Genomic DNA, 18,497 nt, shown 5'->3' with positions numbered 1-18,497 from the left:
ATGAATTTTTTAAAAAACTGTCATTCATCTGAAGCAAGGAAACGTTAACAGACGGAACTTGGATAAAGAATAAGCCCGGGTGTCGCCACCGGACTTATTCATCGAAACGATCATAGGCCTCAATAATTTTAGAAACTAATGGATGCCTTACAACATCCGTTTGTTCTAAGTATATAAAACCAATCCCCGGTACATCCCGCAAAATATGTTCAGCACTAATAAGTCCGGAATGGACCCCTTTCGGGAGATCTATCTGAGTTCTGTCGCCAGTGATGACCATTTTCGATCCGAATCCAAGCCGGGTCAAAAACATTTTCATTTGGGCACGAGTGGTATTTTGAGCCTCATCCAATATAATAAAAGCATCATCCAATGTTCGGCCCCGCATATAGGCAAGCGGAGCAATTTCAATCGTTCCTCTCTCAATCAAGCGCTGCGTATGTTCAACGCCTAATACATCATGAAGCGCATCGTAGAGAGGCCGCAGATAGGGATCTACTTTTTCTTTTAAATCCCCGGGCAAGAATCCTAGGCTTTCCCCTGCTTCAACGGCAGGTCTTGTTAAAATGATGCGTTTTACGAATCCATTTTTGAGTGCATGCACCGCCATCACGACCGCTAAAAACGTTTTCCCCGTTCCCGCAGGTCCTATCCCAAATACAAGGTCATGTTGTCGAATGGCTGAAACATAATGCTGCTGGCCAATCGTCTTGACGCGAATGGATTTTCCTTTCGCATTTTTCGCAATTTCTTTGTCATACAATCCATCGAAGTAATCGATTGTCCCTTGTTTCGCCATTTGTACAGCGTACACAACATCTCTTTGGCTGATGTGGATCCCTTTCCTCATCACATTCAACAGCTGTTTTAAAATGTTGTGTACAATCTCGACTTCTTGTTCTTTCCCTGAAATAAGAATCGTTTCACCTCTTGTAATGAGAGAAACTTGAAATTCTTCTTCCAGCGTTTTTAAATTGCTGTCTGAGATGCCGAACAAAGCTACTGCCTCATTCGGATCTTCCAGGATGATTTCCAGATTTTTGGTTTTTTCTGTCATTCTCTTTATCTCCTTGAATGATTGGTTGTCCTTTTGCAATATCTTCAATCACTTGGAAATATACTGTTATCCTAACTTTACCATTCTCTATTCTTCGATGCAAAATTTTTTCGCCCGTAATTTGTGCATCCGACTGAAGATGCTTTCTCAAATCCTTTCTTGCCAATTGATTCGCCTCTTGAACCGCCTGATTCACCGTATATCGGCTTTCCACGATTTTATATTCACGTTTGATCGACTGGCCCCATTCAACTGGAAGTTCCAAACGGAAAAACTTGATAGGATGGCTGCTTTCTTCCAAGGCCGTCAATTTAAATGTTTCCTTCTTCCACCATCCCCAGACAGGAAAAGAAAACTTTCCTATTTTCAAAAAATAGCTTCGATTTTCCTTGCCGGTAAAAACTTGAAACGTCGTCTCAAGCGGCAGTTCAACGGATGATTTATACCACGTTTCTCCCCAAACCTTTCCCTTGGAAGCCACGCTTTTTAGATGTTCTTCGTTGCCAACCCAACCGGAAACAAGCAATTGCCCTTTTTGAACAAACTGATTTCGCTTCACTACAGGCTGTCCTTTCTCAACAAACATTTTAACAATGACAGCTTTCTTTTTCGCTACTAAATTTTGTGGTCCTGTTGTCTTTTTTTCCTTTGGCTCCGTTTTTTCGACTACTTGAAAATGATAGGTTGTCCCGTTTAAATGTACACCAACCCATGTAATTCCTTCCACCCGACTTGTTAACTGGCGTTGAATCGAATCGACGTCATCTATGAAAAATTGCAGTTTTCCTTTTTGAATGCCCATGCTTTTTAATTCTTTCCGAATGGCATGTTCCATTTCCGGACTGGCGCCCGTTATTTCGATCCCCCATACCATATTGGAAAGCACCACCAATATAATGAGAAACGAGAGCACCCCCGCCAACAAGCCGCTGTTTTTCATAAGCTTCTTTCCTATAAACGGACCGCCGCTTCCTTCGAGAAACGTGATTTTCCCTTCGAAATGACGGGCAATTTTACGAAATTCGGAAAGATCCTCCAATTGAATATAGAATATCACCGATTTCGTCCCGGTTTTTTTGGCATTCCAGACAGAAAGGTTGGATCTTATCAAATGATTAAGGAATCGTTCCGTCCCTTGGCCCTCCGCTTTGACCAATACTTTTCCTTTCAAAAACATCGTCCACTGGTTTTTCATCACTATCCCCCTACTGTTCCAAGTACAAAACTTGATCTACTCTACCTTCCAGCAAAATTTCTTCCGGCAAAATGGTTTTAATGACAAACGAACTTCCTTTTATTAATAACTGTCCTTGTTTCAGCAACAGCCTAACTTCTTTATCAGAAAAAGATAGCAACCCTCGATGGTTTTCCACGTATATATGGATTTGTCCGATCATCGTAATTCTTGGAAGGTCCATCATGACATCTTCAGGTAGGTCAAGTGTTTTAGCAAACCAGCTTTTTACTTGCTGCCGCCACTTTTTTGCCATAAAAAAAGAACCTCCTCTCATTTCATATGTATGAAATAAAAGGAAGTTTCAGCACTTCTTTTGATCTTTCCTGCCTAGGAAAAATAATTCCTTTTCGCTCTTGGAGGACCAAGAACTTCAGCTAAAATGATCCCCTTAACCAATTCCTTTTCTTGAATGGTCATGGCAGACTGTTCTTCCGCAGCCTCTTTGATTTCAAACGCTGCCCGGGCTTGATGATCTTCTCGTTCATTTCGTTTTGAATGTCGAATGAAATTCGGTTCAAGTTCCTTCGTAGCCTTTGCCGACAAAGGATGCGTTTTTTCCGCCGTTCTTTCCTTTTTAATGCGATTGATGGAACGTTTTTGCTGAGTTTTCGCTTTTCTCATGAACATGTTATATAGATAGCTTCCAACAATGATAATCAAAAGTCCGACCATGGTTTCCATTGCGATTCTCCTCTCATCTTCTACCCTTTTCGTGTATCATTCTCTTTTGAATCCCCAGTCAGTTTGCCGATTGATTCTCTCATCCCTGTATCAGCCACGATATTGCGAAGATTGAAATAATCCAAAACGCCTATATTTCCTTTTCTAAGAGCCTCTGCAGTGGCCAACGGCACTTCTGCTTCTGCCTCTACAACTTTTGCTCTCATTTCTTGAACTTTGGCTTTCATTTCTTGTTCGGTTGCCACCGCAATGGCGCGGCGTTCCTCCGCTTTAGCCTGAGCAATTTGTTTATCTGCTTCCGCCTGTTCTGTTTGCAGTTCAGCCCCTATATTTTTTCCAACATCCACGTCGGCAATATCGATCGAAAGAATTTCAAATGCAGTTCCAGAATCAAGCCCCTTCGCAAGTACTGTCTGCGAAATCATATCCGGGTTTTCTAATATTTTTTTATGGTCATCAGCTGAACCGATCGTCGAGACAATTCCTTCCCCGACACGAGCAATAACCGTTTCTTCCCCCGCTCCCCCGACAAGGCGGTCAATATTGGCTCTTACCGTAATTCGAGCTTTCGCTTTGACTTCTATCCCGTTCATCGCTACACCAGCAATAAAAGGCGTTTCAATGACTTTTGGATTGACGCTCATTTGCACTGCCTGCAAGACGTCACGGCCGGCAAGATCAATCGCAGCGGCGCGTTCGAAGGAAAGTTCGATATTCGCCCGATGCGCTGCGATCAAAGCGTTGACGACACGATCGACATTCCCGCCTGCTAAATAATGGCTTTCCAACTGGTTGGTTGTTACGTTTAAGCCGGCTTTCGAAGCTTTAATTAACGGATTGATGACACGGCTTGGAATCACCCTTCTTAGCCTCATCCCAATCAATGTGAAAATGCTGACTCTGACTCCGGCCGCCAATGCCGAAATCCAAAGCATAACCGGAACAATGGTCAAAAGTATGGCTAATAAAATAAGTCCAACCACAATCAGGATAAGAACAAACATCATTCCTGGATCCATTCCTATTCCTCCTGCCTTTTATTGTTTTACTTCTCTTACAATAATACGAACGCCTTCCACTTTTACTACCTGAATTTTTTTATCTTTCGCAATATAATTTCCTTCCGTAATCGCATCGATTCGTTCCTCATCTATCAGAATAGTCCCGGATGGACGAAGAGGAGTAACCGAAACACCTGTTTTTCCGATCAAATCATATCGATTCACATGGGAAACATAGCCTTTTTCTGAATCTGTGGAATCGGTCAGGACCATCCTTTGAAAAAGCTTCATTTTTTGGTGAAACACCCTTCTCATGACGATCATCCCCGTCACGGCAACCCCGATGGCGATCAACAGTGAAATCCCCATCCATAATCGATTATCTCCAACCGTCAAAATGCTTACGATCAAGGCGGAAAGTCCTAATATTCCGGCTATTCCGCCCGGTAAAAATAATTCAGCGGTTAAAAGAACAACACCCACTAAAAAGAATGCAACGGCTTCATACCCGGCCGTACCAGCAGTAATATGTGCCCAGAAAAAAAAAAACGCAAGAGCCAATATACCTATAATTCCGACAATTCCAAATCTAGGAGTAAAAAGTTCCATGACGAATGCCAAACTGGCAATGCTCAACAAAATGGTCACCATGGCTGGATGGGTCAGAATACGGCTCCACTTCACTGCAAAGCTTTCATGAACTTCATTCGTCATTCCCTTCTCCTTTTCAAACACCAAAACACTCTTCTCTCCGGTAAACGATTTCCCTTGTTGAAGAGTGGATTCCGATTGATTGGCACACACTTCTACAGGCAGCAACAGTAAACAAAGTACGAATAAAAATGATATTCTCGCGATCGCTTACACCTCCACCATTCCCGTTATCTTATTTACGCCTAATACCGAAAAAAGTTTCGAATGATTTTTCATTTATATATGAAAATGGATCAGAAAAAGGAGGTTAAACGCTCAAAATTCGCCCACAAAAAAAGAGAGGCGATCGTCTTCGCCTCTCTTTTTTATTTACGATAAATGTTTCTGAACTAGCTTATTGACAAGAGAGCCATCTGCCTTCCCCTTTACTTTTGGCATTATGGCGCTCATTACTTTTCCCAAATCAGCTTTTGAAGAAGCATTCACTTCAGCAATTGTTTCCGTAACAATTTGCTCAAGTTCATCTTCTGTTAATGGTTTAGGCATATATTCACTCACGTAAGTCAGTTCAGTTTGAATTTTCTCAACAAGATCTTCACGACCTGCATTCTGAAATTCTTGGAGGGAGTCTTTCCGTTGTTTTACTTCGCGAGAAAGGACTGTCAACTCTTCGTCTTCTGCCAACTCACTTTTTCCAAGCTTGATCGCTTCGTTTTGAAGAGCAGCTTTCAGCATGCGAATGACAGAAAGCTTTTCTTTTTCCCTATTCTTCATCGCTTGTTTCATGTCGTGATTTAAACGTTCGAGAAGACTCAATGACTACACCCTCTCTTAATACTTGCGTTTTCTGGCCGCTTCAGACTTTTTCTTGCGTCTTACGCTTGGCTTTTCATAAAATTCGCGTTTTCTGTACTCTTGTAAAGTACCTGTTTTAGATACTTGACGTTTAAAACGACGAAGAGCATCTTCAAGCGATTCATTTTTGCGAACAATCGTTTTTGACATCTCTCTTCCCCTCCCTCCGAACACAGTACGATTACATATTGGTTTATGACCATAACATGTACTATGACATTATAATATATGCTTGTCTTTAGGTCAACAATTCTCTCCTCATGAGGAAATGGATGCCTTAGACAAAATGTTTCTACAGCCACCATTCCATTTCTGGAGAAACAATATTGAATGATTCCAATCTCTTTTTTCTAAAAAATTGGTTACATAGACAAACTGCACGGAGTAAAATAATTTTCGAGTAGTTTGTTGCGTTCGGATTTATCCAAATGGTTCAAAATGGATCAAATTTAGACCATAAGTTTTTTCAGCGGATAAAAACGAAACATTTTGTAAGAATATTCAATCTTTCCCGAAAGGCAGACGATGGGTATGCGTCCGATTCTGTTAGGGGTTTTAGCCGCTTTCTTTTTTGCGTTTACATTCCTATTCAACCGGATGATGGATTTAGAAGGCGGAAGCTGGATATGGAGCGCTTCTTTGCGCTATTTTTTTATGGTTCCTCCCATGATGGTGATCGTTGCTTTCCGCAAGGGTCTTAAAACTCTTTGGCAAGAAATGAAAAAAAAGCCTTATGAATGGCTGTTATGGAGTACGGTTGGCTTTGGCCTATTTTATGCGCCTTTGTGTTTTGCCGCTGCCTATGGTCCTGGTTGGCTGATTGCCGCTACTTGGCAAATAACCATCATTTCGGGTTCACTTCTTGCACCGTTTTTTTACGAAACCATCCAAACCGCACGAGGCCCCCTCAAGCTGCGAGGACACATTCCCACCCGTGGTCTGGCCATGTCTAGCTTCATTCTGTTAGGGGTGGCTTTTATACAATTCGAACACGCTGCTCGAATTTCGGCTGCCGACGCCGTGCTGTGCATCTTCCCCGTTATGATGGCTTCCTTTGCCTATCCGCTCGGCAATCGGAAAATGATGGCGCCCGTTTCTCATCGCTTAGACGCTTATCAACGTGTACTTGGCATAACGATCGCGAGCCTTCCTTTTTGGATCGTCCTTTCGTTGTACGGAGCAGCTGTGATCGGCCCCCCCAGCCTCGGACAGATCATTCAAACTGGTTGGGTGGCTATATTTTCCGGAGTGATCGCAACCGTTATGTTTTTTGCGGCTACTGATATGGTAAAAGGAAACATGCAAAAATTGTGCGCTGTGGAAGCAACCCAGTCATCGGAAGTGTTGTTCGCCATAATCGGTGAAATGATCGTATTATCCGCTCCTCTTCCTTCTCCCCTGTCTTGGCTGGGAATCAGTTTTGTCGTTATCGGCATGCTTTTGCACAGTTTCTTGTCGCGTCCCAAAAAAGAACAGAACAATGAGACGATCCATGTATAACAAAGGCAGGATACGACGGAACTTGTATAAAAGCAAAAGAGAATGCCTCTAGTGCATTCTCCTTTCTTTTACGCTAAACGCGCAGCTTTTCCAGCGGGAACATCGTCATCAAGGACGCGGACAAACTGTGCTTCGTTGTATGGATAGCCGGCTTTTGTAATCTTCACTTTGACAAGCTTTCCTACCATGTCTTCTGAAGCAGGGAACACTACCTTTAAGTAATTATCGGTATATCCTTCGTACAGCCCGCTTTCTGGGTCTTCTTTATAACGTTCTTCCGGTATCACTTCCAGCACTTCCCCTTCGAACTGAGAAGCGTACTCTTTTGCCAATTGATCGGAAAGCGTAATGAGACGGTGAACCCGTTCATTTTTGACTTCTTCGTCAATTTGATTTTCCATTCTGGCTGCCGGTGTTCCCGTTCTTTTAGAATACGGGAATACGTGGAGCTCTGCGAATTTATGTTCTTTTACAAAGTTATAGGTTTCCATAAATTCTTCTTCTGTTTCTCCCGGAAAGCCCACAATCACATCGGACGTGACAGCTAATCCCGGAAGCGCTTCGCGCAGTCGATTTAACCGTTCCGCAAAAAACTCCATCGTATATTTGCGGCGCATTCTTTTCAACACAGTGTTAGAACCCGATTGCAACGGAATATGTAAGTGACGAACGACGATGTTGGAGCGGTCGATTACATCAATTACTTCATCCGTGAGCTGGCTCGCTTCAATAGAAGAAATACGCAGGCGCTTCAGCCCATGAACTTGTTCTTCTATGTCTCTTAATAGCATAGCCAGATTGTAATCTTTCATATCAGTCCCATATCCGCCTGTATGAATTCCGGTAAGAACAATTTCTTTGTAGCCGGCATCGACAAGCTGTTGCGCTTGGCGAATGACTTCTTTCGGATCGCGTGAACGCATAAGTCCCCTAGCCCATGGAATAATGCAGAATGTGCAAAAATTATTGCAGCCTTCTTGAATTTTTAAAGAAGCTCTTGTGCGATCCGTAAAGGCCGGAACGTCCATTTCTTCAAACACTCGGTTTTTCATAATGTTTTTGACAGCGTTGATTGGCTGCCGTTCCTTTTGATACTTCTCAACAAAATCAAGAATTTTCGTCCGATCTTGAGTGCCGATGACAATATCGACTCCCGGAATTTCCAAAACTTCCGCAGGCGATGTTTGCGCATAGCAGCCCGTGACACAAATAACAGCGTCAGGATTTTTTCGAACAGCACGCCGGATGACTTGACGGCTTTTTTTATCGCCTGTATTGGTCACCGTGCAAGTATTAATCACATAAATATCCGAAATAGAATCAAAATCAACCCGTTCATAGCCTGCACCTTTAAACAGCTGCCAAATGGCCTCTGTTTCATAGTGGTTTACTTTACATCCTAATGTATGGAATGCCACTGTCGGCATGTAAATCACCTCATTAATTCAAAATGATAGGAAATCGCGGATAAAGCATAAAGAGGAGCCGTTTCCGTCCGTAATATTCTTGGCCCTAAGCCGCACGGAATAAACCCTTTTTCAGACAATAAGGAAGCTTCTTCTTGGGAAAAGCCTCCTTCCGGCCCAAATGCGATCAACAGGGTGTCTTTTTGCTTTACATTTTTCAACGTTTCATAAAATTGCCGATGCTCTCCTTCTTTTGCCGCTTCTTCATAGGCAAATAATTTCCAAGTATAGCGGTCAGCCATTTCACATAACTTTTCAATCGAAACGGGCTCGTATATTTCCGGAATGACGGTTCGCTGAGATTGTTCCGCCGCTTCTTTCGCAATTTTTTCCCAGCGGACTACTTTTTTGTGCATCTTCTTTTCATCCCATTTTACGATGGAGCGCTCTGCCATAAAAGGCAAAAAAGAAGAAGCTCCAAGTTCCGTTCCTTTTTGTATGATCAGCTCTAGTTTATCCCCTTTTGGCAATCCGCTGGCCACCGTCACTTGGATCGGCAACTCCTTTTCATCACGGATCCATTTTACTACCGTGGCCCGGGCACAGTCGCTAGAAATTTCGTCCAAAACCGCCAACGCCGTTTGGTTTTGGCGATCAGAAAAAACAGCATAAAAATGGTCTCCGGCTTTCATTCTCATAACCCGCGACAAATGATGAAAATCTTCGCCTTTTATTCTAAATGACTGATCATCCTTTATTGGTTCGTGAATAAAGTAGCGCTGCACGCTGTCACCATCCAATCTCTACATTCGTTTGGCGATGATCGCCACCCAGTCTTCCATCAACATCGTTTCTTCTATCTTAAATCCGCAGTTTGTAAGGACCTCTATCACTTCTTGACGTTTTTTCTGAATAATGCCGGAAGTAATAAAATATCCCCCTGGTTTGACAACCTTTGCAGCATCCTCCGCAAATCTTACAATCACTTCCGCCAATATGTTGGCTACGACAACGTCAGCTTGTTCGGAGACCCCATCCAATAAATTATTTTGCTGCACTGTTACGACGTCTTGGACTTTATTTAATTTCGTATTTAACCTTGCGGCCCGAACGGCCACCTCATCTAAATCGAAGGCCATCACTTTTTCGGCTCCCAATAAGGCAGCACCGATGCTCAATACCCCGGAACCAGTACCGACATCGATCACTCTATCCCCCGGTTTGACGATCTTCTCCAACGCCTGCAAGCACATAACCGTCGTTGGATGGGTGCCGGTTCCAAACGCCATTCCCGGATCTAATTCAATGATCAGTTCATCGGTCGAAACAGGCTTGTATTCCTCCCATGTCGGTACAATCGTGAATTTCTCGGATACTTTGACAGGATTGTAATATTTTTTCCAAGCCGTCGCCCATTCTTCTTCATGCACTTCGCTGATCGTAACCTTATTTTCTCCGATATCAATGTCGAATAAGACAAGATTGTTGATTGATTGCTTGATCTCTTCTACCGTTTCGCCAAGGAAACTGTTAATGGGAAGATAGGCTTTAATAATAACCCCTTCTTCAGGATAATCATCAGGATTTAGTTGATAAATTTCCCCGAATTGATCTTCCCTTTCTTTCGTCAACTCATAAGGATCTTCAATCACAACACCGCTTGCCCCAGCTTCGTGCAAAATGTTTGAAATAGGTTCAATTGCTTCGTTTGTTGTATGGATACTGATTTCCGACCATTTCATGATTTGCTTTGCTCCGTTTCTTATTAATCGCGTTTAATTGCCCTTTTCACCTTATCAAACAACGATTCGTGTTGTTCATCTGGAATGGAACCGCCAATCTCCGCAAATTCACGCAATAATTGTTTTTGCTTTTCGGTGAGCTTCGTTGGCGTTACGACTTTCACAATGATATGCTGGTCTCCGACTCCATAGCCGTGCACATTCGGAGCCCCTTTTCCGCGCAGGCGGAATTTTGTTCCTGTTTGAGTGCCGGCAGGAATTTTCAATTTCACCTTTCCATGAAGGGTAGGGACTTCTATCTCGTCTCCCAATGCCGCTTGGGCAAAGGTAAGTGGCATTTCACAATAAATATCGTCTCCGTCCCGCTCGAAAAACTCATGAGGCTTTACATGGAATACAATGTACAAATCTCCAGGAGGACCCCCGTTAACCCCAGGTTCTCCTTGACCGGCCACACGCAGTTGTTGTCCATCGTCGATTCCAGCCGGTATTTTAATATGAATGCGACGTCTTTTTCTCACTTTACCGGTTCCACCGCAAGTCGAACATTTTTCTCGAATGATTTGACCAGTGCCATCACAATGCGTACATACCCGTCGGTTGACAATGCGTCCAAATGGCGTATTTTGCTCCGTGCTGATTTGCCCAGTTCCGTGGCAATGTGGACAAGTTTCCGGTTTCGTTCCCGGCTTTGCTCCGGAACCGCCGCAAGTATCGCATGTTTCTTCCTTTGGAATTTGAATATCGGTTTCTTTTCCAAAAACGGCCTCTTCAAACGAAATGCTCATGGAATATTGCAGATCGGCTCCTGCTCTTGGAGCATTCGGATTTCTTCTTCTTGAACCGCCCCCGCCAAAAAATGTATTGAAAATGTCTTCAAAGCCGCCAAAACCATCAAAACCGCTGAATCCTCCGCCAAAGCCTTGATTTTGGCTTGGATCCTCATGTCCAAATTGGTCATAGCGGGCGCGTTTTTGATCATCGCTTAAAACTTCATATGCCTCTTTCACTTCTTTAAACTTTTCTTCGGCGCCAGGTTCTTTATTGATATCCGGGTGGTATTTCTTTGAAAGTTTTCGATATGCTCTTTTAATTTCATCTTTTGAAGCGTTTTTACTCACGCCTAAAACTTCATAATAATCTCTTTTACTCATACCTAGAACACTCCCGCATCTCACATAAAGAATATTTTATCATTGAATCCAGCCGTTATGCAATGAAATCGTTAGCTGCGGTGAAAGGAAATGTTTGATGCCAATGAAGAAAAAAGCCAAAGCCATGAAGAACACCTGACTTTGACTTTTTTCTTTTCCTCAAACGGCCATTATTTCTTGTCGTCGTTCATTTCTTCGAATTCCGCATCCACTACATTGTCATCTTTTTTCTTGCTGTCATTTCCTTGTTGAGATTGTGCTTGTTGGGCTGCATTTTCATAAAGTTTGATGGAGAGGTTTTGAACGATTTCTTGAAGAGCCTCTTTCTTTTGGCGAATTTCTTCCAAATTATTTTTTTCAATGGCGGCTTTCAAGGCATCTCTAGCTTCTTCCGCTTTTTTCACTTCGCCGGCATCCACTTTTCCTTCCAGCTCTTTCAAAGTCTTGTCAACCGTAAAGACGAGCTGGTCAGCTTCGTTGCGAAGTTCTGCTTCTTCTTTGCGTTTTCTATCAGCTTCCGCATTTTCCTCTGCTTCTTTGATCATGCGTTGAATTTCTTCTTCGGACAATCCAGAGGACGATTTAATCGTAATTTTTTGCTCTTTTCCAGTTCCTAAATCTTTCGCACTAACGTTAACGATACCGTTTTTGTCGATATCGAAAGTCACTTCAATTTGCGGTACTCCTCTTGGAGCAGGTGGAATATCCGTTAATTGGAAACGGCCAAGTGTTTTGTTATCCGCTGCCATCGGGCGTTCTCCTTGAAGAACGTGAATATCCACAGCCGTTTGGTTATCAGCTGCAGTGGAGAAAATTTGCGACTTCGATGTCGGAATCGTGGTATTGCGTTCGATCAATTTCGTGAACACGCCGCCCATCGTTTCAATTCCGAGTGAAAGCGGAGTAACGTCCAGCAATACAACGTCTCTCACATCGCCTGTCAAAACTCCTCCTTGAATAGCAGCACCCATGGCCACTACTTCATCCGGATTGACCCCTTTATGCGGTTCTTTTCCAATTTCTTTGCGAATGGCTTCTTGAACCGCCGGTATACGAGTAGATCCCCCGACAAGTATAACTTTGTCGATATCAGCAGGAGTTAAACCGGCATCTTGAAGTGCTTGACGCGTCGGTCCCATTGTACGTTCTACCAGGTGCGCAGAGAGTTCGTCAAATTTAGCACGCGTCAAGGTCATTTCCAAATGAAGAGGTCCTGATTCTCCTGCTGTAATGAACGGCAAAGAGATTTGTGTCGTCGTTACACCAGAAAGATCTTTTTTCGCTTTTTCGGCAGCATCTTTTAAACGTTGCATAGCCATTTTGTCTTTTGACAAATCAATTCCGTTTTCTTTTTTGAATTCTTCCACTAAGTAGTCAATAATCACTTGGTCAAAATCATCGCCGCCAAGATGGTTATCTCCGGCAGTAGCGCGCACTTCAAACACGCCGTCGCCCAATTCAAGAATGGAGACGTCAAACGTTCCTCCACCAAGGTCGTATACTAAAATTGTTTGATCATCTTCCATTTTGTCTAATCCATAAGCAAGAGCAGCCGCAGTTGGTTCGTTGATGATCCGTTCGACTTCCAAACCGGCAATTTTACCGGCATCTTTTGTGGCTTGACGTTGTGCGTCATTAAAATAAGCAGGTACAGTAATAACCGCTTTTTCTACTTTTTCTCCCAAATAGTCTTCTGCATAGGATTTTAAGTATTGTAAAATCATTGCAGAAATTTCTTGTGGAGTATATTGTTTCCCTTCAATTTCCACTTTATAGTCCGTTCCCATATGACGTTTAATGGAAATAATGGTATTCGGGTTGGTAATGGCTTGACGTTTTGCCACTTCCCCTACTTGTCTTTCCCCATTTTTAAAGGCTACAACCGAAGGAGTTGTACGGTTTCCTTCCGGATTGGGAATTACTTTCGGTTCACCGCCTTCAAGAACGGCAACACAAGAGTTTGTAGTTCCTAAATCAATCCCAATGATCTTGCTCATGTCTCATACCTCCTAACTTGTTATGTAAAACTTTCCGTCCTATTGATTTACTTTCACCATCGCAGGACGTATCACACGGTCTTTTAATTTATAGCCTTTTTGAAGTTCTTCCACTACGATGTTAGGACCTACCGTTTCATCGTTAGCCACCATGACGGCTTGATGAATATTTGGATCAAACTCTTTTCCAGCCGCTTCAATTTCTTCAAGTCCTTCTTTTTTTAAGGCTTCCAAAACACCATTGTAAACCATCTTCATTCCTTGAAGAAGAGATTTGGCTTGCTCATCAGAGACCGTTACTTGCAATGCTCGTTCAAAATTGTCCAGAACGGGAAGAAGGTCAGAGATTAAGCTTTGGGCTCGATATTTTTCGCTGGCTTGCTTTTCGATATTCACACGCCGGCGATAATTTTCAAAGTCCGCCAACAATCGCAAATAACGATTCTCTGCTTCCTCCAGTTTAGTCTCCAATTCTTTAATTTTTTGTTTTTGCTTTTCGATATCTGTTTGATTTTCTTCTTGAACATTCTCCCCATTTTCTGGAGATTCTTCCGATTGTTCCTCGGATTCAGCTACTTGTTCAAAAAGTTCCGGTTTATTCTCAGTTTCAGACTGAAGTTCTTGGTTTTCTTTCTCTTTTGATTCTTGCTCTGTCTCATCCATCGATTGTTTTTTTTCTTCTGTCAATGGATTCACCTCCTTAAAATGGCGGAAAGTGGAAAGACAAAGAAAAAGAGAGCAGCCAGCCTAAAAGCCGGTCACCGCCCGCTATCAACACTCCTCAATATTTCCACCATGTTTAATTTTGATACAATTTTGTCAATACATTACTCAAACTATCGCTAAAAAACTGGAGCAGACTAATGACTCTTGAATATTCCATACGAGTCGGACCTAAAACGGCAATGGTTCCCACATGTTTATCTCCTATAGAATAGGAAGCCGTGATGAGACTGCAATCTTTCATGGCCAAATTTTTGTTTTCTCTTCCAATTTTCACTTGAATGCCGATAGGAATTTGGTTCAACAAACGGGCAATGCCTTTCTCTTGTTCAATCATATCCAGTAATAACCGAATTTTCTCGATATCATGAAATTCAGGCTGATTCAACATATTGGTCTTCCCGCCGAAAAATAATTTTTCATCGGCTGGAAGTTCTACCGCCCTCACCAGCGAGCGAAGAATATCGTCATAATTAGATATATGCTGGCGAAGCAGCGTTGCCACTTCTTTATATATGTGATCCTGCAAATTGTCAAGCGGAACGCCAAATAATCGTTCATTTAAAATATTGACCATTTTTTCTATATCGCCTGAACTGATCGTTTTCGGGAGAGTAAAGGTCCGATTTTCCACATGTCCGGTATCCGTCACAATGATGGCAACCGCCGTTTCCTTATTTAAAGGGACAATTTGGATTCTTTTTAATTTGTTCTCTTTTAATCTTGGCCCCAGCGCAATCGCTGTATAATTGGTCAGCTCTGATAAAATTTTCGCCGACTTTTGTACGATCCTCTCCATTTCATAAATCCTTTCAGCGAAGATGGAGCGGATCATCATAATATCTTGTTTATTGAGCTTCTCCGGATGAAGGAGATGATCAACGTAGTAGCGATACCCTTTTTCAGACGGAATTCTCCCTGATGAAGTATGCGTTTTTTCAAGAAATCCCAATTCTTCCAAATCAGCCATTTCATTGCGAATGGTGGCCGAACTAAAATGGATTTCGCTTTTTTTGGATAAACTGCGCGAGCCGACAGGTTGTGCAGATCGAATAAAGTCATCAATAATTGCTTGCAGAATCAGCAATTGGCGATCTGTTAACACCTTACATCACCTCTGTTAGCACTCTCTTCTATCGAGTGCTAAATCTATTAAATAACTTATCAAAAGGGGACTCCTCTGTCAATCATTTAACTAATGCCAAGAAAAGCTTGGAACACTTCATTCCCCAAAAACCTTCCTTTTTTCGTGAGACGGATAAAATCTCCTTGTACTTCCACTAGTCCTTTGTTTTCCATTTCTTTCGCAGGAGATGAGAAAATCTCCATAAGCTCTATCCCAAATTTATGATGAAAGCGAGTCATTGACACTCCTTCTGTTTTTCGCAATCCTAAAAACATTTCTTCTTCCATCTTTTCTTCTTTGCTGAGACTGATTTCTTCCATAACAGGAAACTGGCCGTTTTCCACCGGCGCCATATATTTTTTCAGCGGCCCGTAATTAGCTCGTCTCTTCCCATTCACATACGAATGTGCCCCAGCGCCAAACCCATAATATTCGCCATTATTCCAGTAAACAAGATTATGCTTGCTTTCATAGCCTTTTTTAGCAAAATTGCTGATTTCGTATTGATGTATTCCATGCCGTTCCATTTCATCCATCAGCAGATCATACATTTCCGCTTCCAAATCCTCGGATGGCAGCGGCAGCCTCCCTTTTTTCATTAAATTGTAATAAACCGTTTTCGGTTCAATGATTAAAGAATACGCTGAATAATGAGGAAGATCGAGTTGAAGCGCTTTTTCCAGCGACAACTGAAAATCCTCTTTCTTTTGTCCGGGAAGGGCATACATTAGATCAATACTGATATTTTCAAATCCTGCTTTGATTGCCATATCCACTGTTTTCACAACGTCTTTGCCCGTATGAGTCCGGCCGATTCTTTTCAGCAATTCATCATCAAATGATTGAACTCCTAAACTCAGTCGGTTTACGCCATAATGGTGTAGAATGGCCAATTTTTCTTTTGTTAAGTCATCCGGATTGGCTTCAAAGGTAAATTCTCCTTTTTGGAAAGGAAGAATGTCGCGGATCGTTTTGCAAAGCTCTTCCAGCTGGTCAGCTTCCAGCGCGGTGGGAGTCCCCCCTCCGACAAAGATCGTTTTCAGCTCTCGGGTGGGAAATGCTTCAAGAGTGATCCTCATCTCTTCTTTTAACGCTTTCAAATAGCGTTTAACCGGCTGGCCTTTCAAAAAGAACTTATTAAAATCGCAATAATAACAAATTTGTTTACAAAACGGTATATGGATATAGGCAGACTCGATCATGAAGTCTTCACCCCTTTCCTATTAAAAAGATCCTTGTACACAATCAGCAAAGTCCTTTACATGAAGTTGATCTATAAATGGGTCCAAGAAAAAAAACGAGAAAGGGAAAGCGGAACTTCGCCTTCCCATTCGATCGTTCGTTTTCTATTTACAAAGAAACTTGATGATACAGTCGCTGTCATTTAGAGTCATCCATTTTTAGCACTGCCATGAAGGCTTCTTGCGGTACTTCAACGGACCCTACTTGCTTCATCCGTTTCTTTCCTTCTTTTTGTTTTTCCAGCAGTTTTCGTTTCCGGGAAACGTCTCCTCCGTAACACTTCGACAATACATTTTTCCGCATTGCTTTGATCGTGGATCTGGCAATGATTTTGCTCCCGATCGCGGCTTGCACCGGAACTTCAAATTGTTGTCTAGGGATTAAGTCTTTCAGCTTTTCTACAATCACTTTTCCTCTCTCATAAGCAAAATCGCGATGGACAATAAAGCTTAAGGCATCGACTTTCTCCCCATTCAGCAAAATATCCATTTTCACTAATTTCGACGGTTTGTATCCAATAAGTTCATAATCAAAAGAAGCGTACCCTTTTGTACTGGACTTTAGCTGATCAAAAAAGTCATACACAATTTCGGAAAGCGGAATTTCATATATAACATTGACGCGAGTGTCATCAAGATATTGCATATCGATAAACTGACCGCGCTTTGCTTGCGCCAGTTCCATGACAGCACCGACATAATCATTTGGGACCATCATGCTGGCTCGAACATAAGGTTCTTCGATCCGATCGATCTTCTGAGGATCCGGCATATTGGTCGGATTATCTACTTGAACTTCTTTCCCATCCGTCGTATGAACTTTATAAATAACGCTTGGCGCCGTCGTAATTAAATCAATTTTAAATTCACGCTCAATCCGCTCTTGAATAATCTCCATATGCAAAAGTCCTAAGAAACCGCAGCGGAAACCGAAACCGAGCGCTTGTGACGTTTCCGGTTCAAATTGCAAAGCAGAATCGTTCAATTGTAATTTTTCAAGCGCTTCGCGAAGATCATTAAATTTAGCAGAGTCGATAGGGTACATTCCGCAATAAACCATCGGATTTAATTTCCGGTAGCCGGGAAGCGGTTCAGAAGCCGGGTTGACTGCCGAAGTAATGGTATCACCGACTCTTGTATCACCGACATTTTTGATGGAGGCCGTTAAATAGCCGACATCTCCAACCATTAATTCATCCCGAGTGACAGGCTTAGGAGTTAAAACGCCCACTTCCGTAACCTCAAACTCTTTTCCCGTTGCCATCATTTTAATTTTGTCCCCGACTTTGACCGATCCATCCACTACACGAATATAGGCGATAACCCCTTTATACGGATCATATAAAGAATCGAAAATGAGCGCTTTCAAAGGGGCGTCAGGATCCCCTTCCGGAGGCGGAACCATTTCCACAATCTGCTCCAGTATCTCGTCGATCCCGATACCTGCTTTCGCTGATGCCAGCACGGCTTCCGAAGCATCTAATCCAATGACGTCCTCGATTTCTTGGCGCACTCTTTCCGGATCAGCGGCCGGCAAATCAATTTTATTGATGACTGGGATAATTTCCAAATCATTATCAATGGCTAAATAGACATTGGCAAGCGTCTGAGCTTCAATGCCTTGGGCAGCATCCACGACGAGAATGGCTCCTTCGCAAGCTGCCAAGCTTCTCGAAACTTCATACGTAAAATCGACATGCCCAGGCGTGTCGATTAAATGAAAGATATAGTCTTCTCCGTCTTTCGCTTTATACTTCAATTGAACAGCATTCAGCTTGATCGTAATGCCGCGTTCTCTTTCTAGATCCATCGTATCCAGCAGCTGATCTTTCATCTCCCGTTCCGATAGGGCGTTTGTTTTTTCAAGAATGCGATCAGCAAGCGTGGATTTTCCATGATCGATATGGGCGATAATGGAAAAATTGCGAATATGCTTCTGTCTGTTCAGTTTTTCTTCCCGCTTCATACTCATTCACTCCTGTTTATCGGCACACGTACACTATTGTCGATTATAGCAGTCAGATTGCCAAGATTCAATGAAAACCTTTCTTGTCAAAAACGGTCTTCTAATCTTCCGCAATCCGTTCATATATTTGGCTGTTAAAACGGATTTATCCGATTTT

General features: G+C 42.5%; 18 protein-coding genes. 1 reads left to right on the top strand and 17 read right to left on the bottom strand.

What is annotated here, in order from left to right:
* Positions 1–94: 94 nt before the first annotated feature.
* From N1I87_RS05805 to rpsU, 8 genes are all read right to left on the bottom strand, one after another.
* Entirely contained in the window at positions 95–1,057 is a 963-nt protein-coding gene (locus N1I87_RS05805; RefSeq protein WP_003355397.1) for a PhoH family protein, read from the bottom strand.
* The gene (yqfD, locus tag N1I87_RS05800; protein ID WP_341100968.1) at positions 1,008–2,252 is read right to left on the bottom strand and encodes a sporulation protein YqfD; all 1,245 of its coding nucleotides are present in this window, start codon (positions 2,250–2,252) and stop codon (positions 1,008–1,010) included. The genes N1I87_RS05805 and yqfD overlap by 50 nt, the downstream gene beginning before the upstream one ends.
* A 10-nt stretch (positions 2,253–2,262) precedes the next feature.
* Positions 2,263–2,547, bottom strand: a complete 285-nt coding sequence (yqfC, locus tag N1I87_RS05795; RefSeq protein ID WP_340402387.1) for a sporulation protein YqfC — start codon at positions 2,545–2,547, stop codon at positions 2,263–2,265.
* Positions 2,548–2,621: 74 nt separating this feature from the next.
* On the bottom strand, positions 2,622–2,975 hold the full coding sequence (locus N1I87_RS05790) for a hypothetical protein (RefSeq protein WP_341100965.1): 354 nt from the start codon (positions 2,973–2,975) through the stop codon (positions 2,622–2,624).
* Positions 2,976–2,995: 20 nt separating this feature from the next.
* Positions 2,996–3,994 carry a flotillin-like protein FloA gene (gene floA / locus N1I87_RS05785; protein WP_341100964.1) on the bottom strand — a complete coding sequence of 333 codons (999 nt, stop codon included), beginning with the start codon at positions 3,992–3,994 and terminating at the stop codon, positions 2,996–2,998.
* A gap of 18 nt (positions 3,995–4,012) precedes the next feature.
* Positions 4,013–4,690, bottom strand: a complete 678-nt coding sequence (locus tag N1I87_RS05780) for an NfeD family protein (RefSeq protein ID WP_341100963.1) — start codon at positions 4,688–4,690, stop codon at positions 4,013–4,015.
* 309 nt (positions 4,691–4,999) lie between these two features.
* On the bottom strand, positions 5,000–5,446 hold the full coding sequence (locus N1I87_RS05775) for a GatB/YqeY domain-containing protein (RefSeq protein ID WP_003355404.1): 447 nt from the start codon (positions 5,444–5,446) through the stop codon (positions 5,000–5,002).
* Positions 5,447–5,461: 15 nt separating this feature from the next.
* Entirely contained in the window at positions 5,462–5,635 is a 174-nt protein-coding gene (gene rpsU / locus N1I87_RS05770) for a 30S ribosomal protein S21 (RefSeq protein WP_003355405.1), read from the bottom strand.
* A 381-nt stretch (positions 5,636–6,016) separates the two neighbouring features.
* Between rpsU and N1I87_RS05765 the strand changes: the two genes are divergently transcribed.
* Positions 6,017–6,985 carry a DMT family transporter gene (locus N1I87_RS05765; RefSeq protein WP_341100962.1) on the top strand — a complete coding sequence of 323 codons (969 nt, stop codon included), beginning with the start codon at positions 6,017–6,019 and terminating at the stop codon, positions 6,983–6,985.
* Positions 6,986–7,053: 68 nt separating this feature from the next.
* On the opposite strand, the gene mtaB is transcribed toward N1I87_RS05765, so the two are convergent.
* The 9 genes from mtaB to lepA all read right to left on the bottom strand — a co-directional run bounded on the left by mtaB (position 7,054) and on the right by lepA (position 18,340).
* Complete coding sequence (gene mtaB / locus N1I87_RS05760; RefSeq protein ID WP_003355410.1) at positions 7,054–8,412, bottom strand: tRNA (N(6)-L-threonylcarbamoyladenosine(37)-C(2))-methylthiotransferase MtaB; 1,359 nt, start codon at positions 8,410–8,412, stop codon at positions 7,054–7,056.
* A gap of 5 nt (positions 8,413–8,417) precedes the next feature.
* Positions 8,418–9,176 (bottom strand): 16S rRNA (uracil(1498)-N(3))-methyltransferase, encoded by a 759-nt coding sequence (locus N1I87_RS05755; RefSeq protein WP_003355412.1) that lies wholly within the window; start codon positions 9,174–9,176, stop codon positions 8,418–8,420.
* Positions 9,177–9,194: 18 nt separating this feature from the next.
* Positions 9,195–10,133, bottom strand: coding sequence for a 50S ribosomal protein L11 methyltransferase (gene prmA, locus N1I87_RS05750; protein WP_341100961.1), 939 nt, complete (start codon positions 10,131–10,133; stop codon positions 9,195–9,197).
* Positions 10,134–10,156: 23 nt separating this feature from the next.
* Complete coding sequence (dnaJ, locus tag N1I87_RS05745) at positions 10,157–11,287, bottom strand: molecular chaperone DnaJ (RefSeq protein ID WP_003355414.1); 1,131 nt, start codon at positions 11,285–11,287, stop codon at positions 10,157–10,159.
* Positions 11,288–11,457: 170 nt separating this feature from the next.
* A complete protein-coding gene (dnaK, locus tag N1I87_RS05740; protein ID WP_341096731.1) occupies positions 11,458–13,284 on the bottom strand; it encodes a molecular chaperone DnaK in 1,827 nt (608 codons plus the stop codon).
* Between the two features lie 39 nt (positions 13,285–13,323).
* Positions 13,324–13,947 (bottom strand): nucleotide exchange factor GrpE, encoded by a 624-nt coding sequence (gene grpE, locus N1I87_RS05735; RefSeq protein WP_445285709.1) that lies wholly within the window; start codon positions 13,945–13,947, stop codon positions 13,324–13,326.
* A 136-nt stretch (positions 13,948–14,083) separates the two neighbouring features.
* Positions 14,084–15,112 carry a heat-inducible transcriptional repressor HrcA gene (gene hrcA, locus N1I87_RS05730; protein ID WP_048623717.1) on the bottom strand — a complete coding sequence of 343 codons (1,029 nt, stop codon included), beginning with the start codon at positions 15,110–15,112 and terminating at the stop codon, positions 14,084–14,086.
* Positions 15,113–15,198: 86 nt separating this feature from the next.
* Complete coding sequence (gene hemW, locus N1I87_RS05725; RefSeq protein WP_341100959.1) at positions 15,199–16,335, bottom strand: radical SAM family heme chaperone HemW; 1,137 nt, start codon at positions 16,333–16,335, stop codon at positions 15,199–15,201.
* Positions 16,336–16,513: 178 nt separating this feature from the next.
* A complete protein-coding gene (gene lepA, locus N1I87_RS05720) occupies positions 16,514–18,340 on the bottom strand; it encodes a translation elongation factor 4 (RefSeq protein ID WP_003355420.1) in 1,827 nt (608 codons plus the stop codon).
* Positions 18,341–18,497 lie beyond the last annotated feature (157 nt).

This window comes from Bacillus sp. FSL W8-0102 (assembly GCF_038007225.1).
Classification (GTDB): Bacteria; Bacillota; Bacilli; order Bacillales; family DSM-4216; genus Bacillus_O; species Bacillus_O smithii.
This window is presented reverse-complemented; position numbering and strand designations above follow the sequence as displayed.

What these genes read in the sequence shown, in the direction of transcription:
- dnaK (WP_341096731.1), bottom strand. Translation starts at nt 13,284, where the DNA reads ATGAGCAAGATCATTGGGATTGATTTAGGAACTACAAACTCTTGTGTT.
- mtaB (WP_003355410.1), bottom strand. Translation starts at nt 8,412, where the DNA reads ATGCCGACAGTGGCATTCCATACATTAGGATGTAAAGTAAACCACTAT.
- hemW (WP_341100959.1), bottom strand. Translation starts at nt 16,335, where the DNA reads ATGATCGAGTCTGCCTATATCCATATACCGTTTTGTAAACAAATTTGT.
- N1I87_RS05780 (WP_341100963.1), bottom strand. Translation starts at nt 4,690, where the DNA reads ATGACGAATGAAGTTCATGAAAGCTTTGCAGTGAAGTGGAGCCGTATT.
- lepA (WP_003355420.1), bottom strand. Translation starts at nt 18,340, where the DNA reads ATGAAGCGGGAAGAAAAACTGAACAGACAGAAGCATATTCGCAATTTT.
- grpE (WP_445285709.1), bottom strand. Translation starts at nt 13,947, where the DNA reads ATGGATGAGACAGAGCAAGAATCAAAAGAGAAAGAAAACCAAGAACTT.
- N1I87_RS05765 (WP_341100962.1), top strand. Translation starts at nt 6,017, where the DNA reads ATGCGTCCGATTCTGTTAGGGGTTTTAGCCGCTTTCTTTTTTGCGTTT.
- N1I87_RS05805 (WP_003355397.1), bottom strand. Translation starts at nt 1,057, where the DNA reads ATGACAGAAAAAACCAAAAATCTGGAAATCATCCTGGAAGATCCGAAT.
- dnaJ (WP_003355414.1), bottom strand. Translation starts at nt 11,287, where the DNA reads ATGAGTAAAAGAGATTATTATGAAGTTTTAGGCGTGAGTAAAAACGCT.
- rpsU (WP_003355405.1), bottom strand. Translation starts at nt 5,635, where the DNA reads ATGTCAAAAACGATTGTTCGCAAAAATGAATCGCTTGAAGATGCTCTT.
- yqfC (WP_340402387.1), bottom strand. Translation starts at nt 2,547, where the DNA reads ATGGCAAAAAAGTGGCGGCAGCAAGTAAAAAGCTGGTTTGCTAAAACA.
- prmA (WP_341100961.1), bottom strand. Translation starts at nt 10,133, where the DNA reads ATGAAATGGTCGGAAATCAGTATCCATACAACAAACGAAGCAATTGAA.
- N1I87_RS05790 (WP_341100965.1), bottom strand. Translation starts at nt 2,975, where the DNA reads ATGGAAACCATGGTCGGACTTTTGATTATCATTGTTGGAAGCTATCTA.
- floA (WP_341100964.1), bottom strand. Translation starts at nt 3,994, where the DNA reads ATGGATCCAGGAATGATGTTTGTTCTTATCCTGATTGTGGTTGGACTT.
- yqfD (WP_341100968.1), bottom strand. Translation starts at nt 2,252, where the DNA reads ATGAAAAACCAGTGGACGATGTTTTTGAAAGGAAAAGTATTGGTCAAA.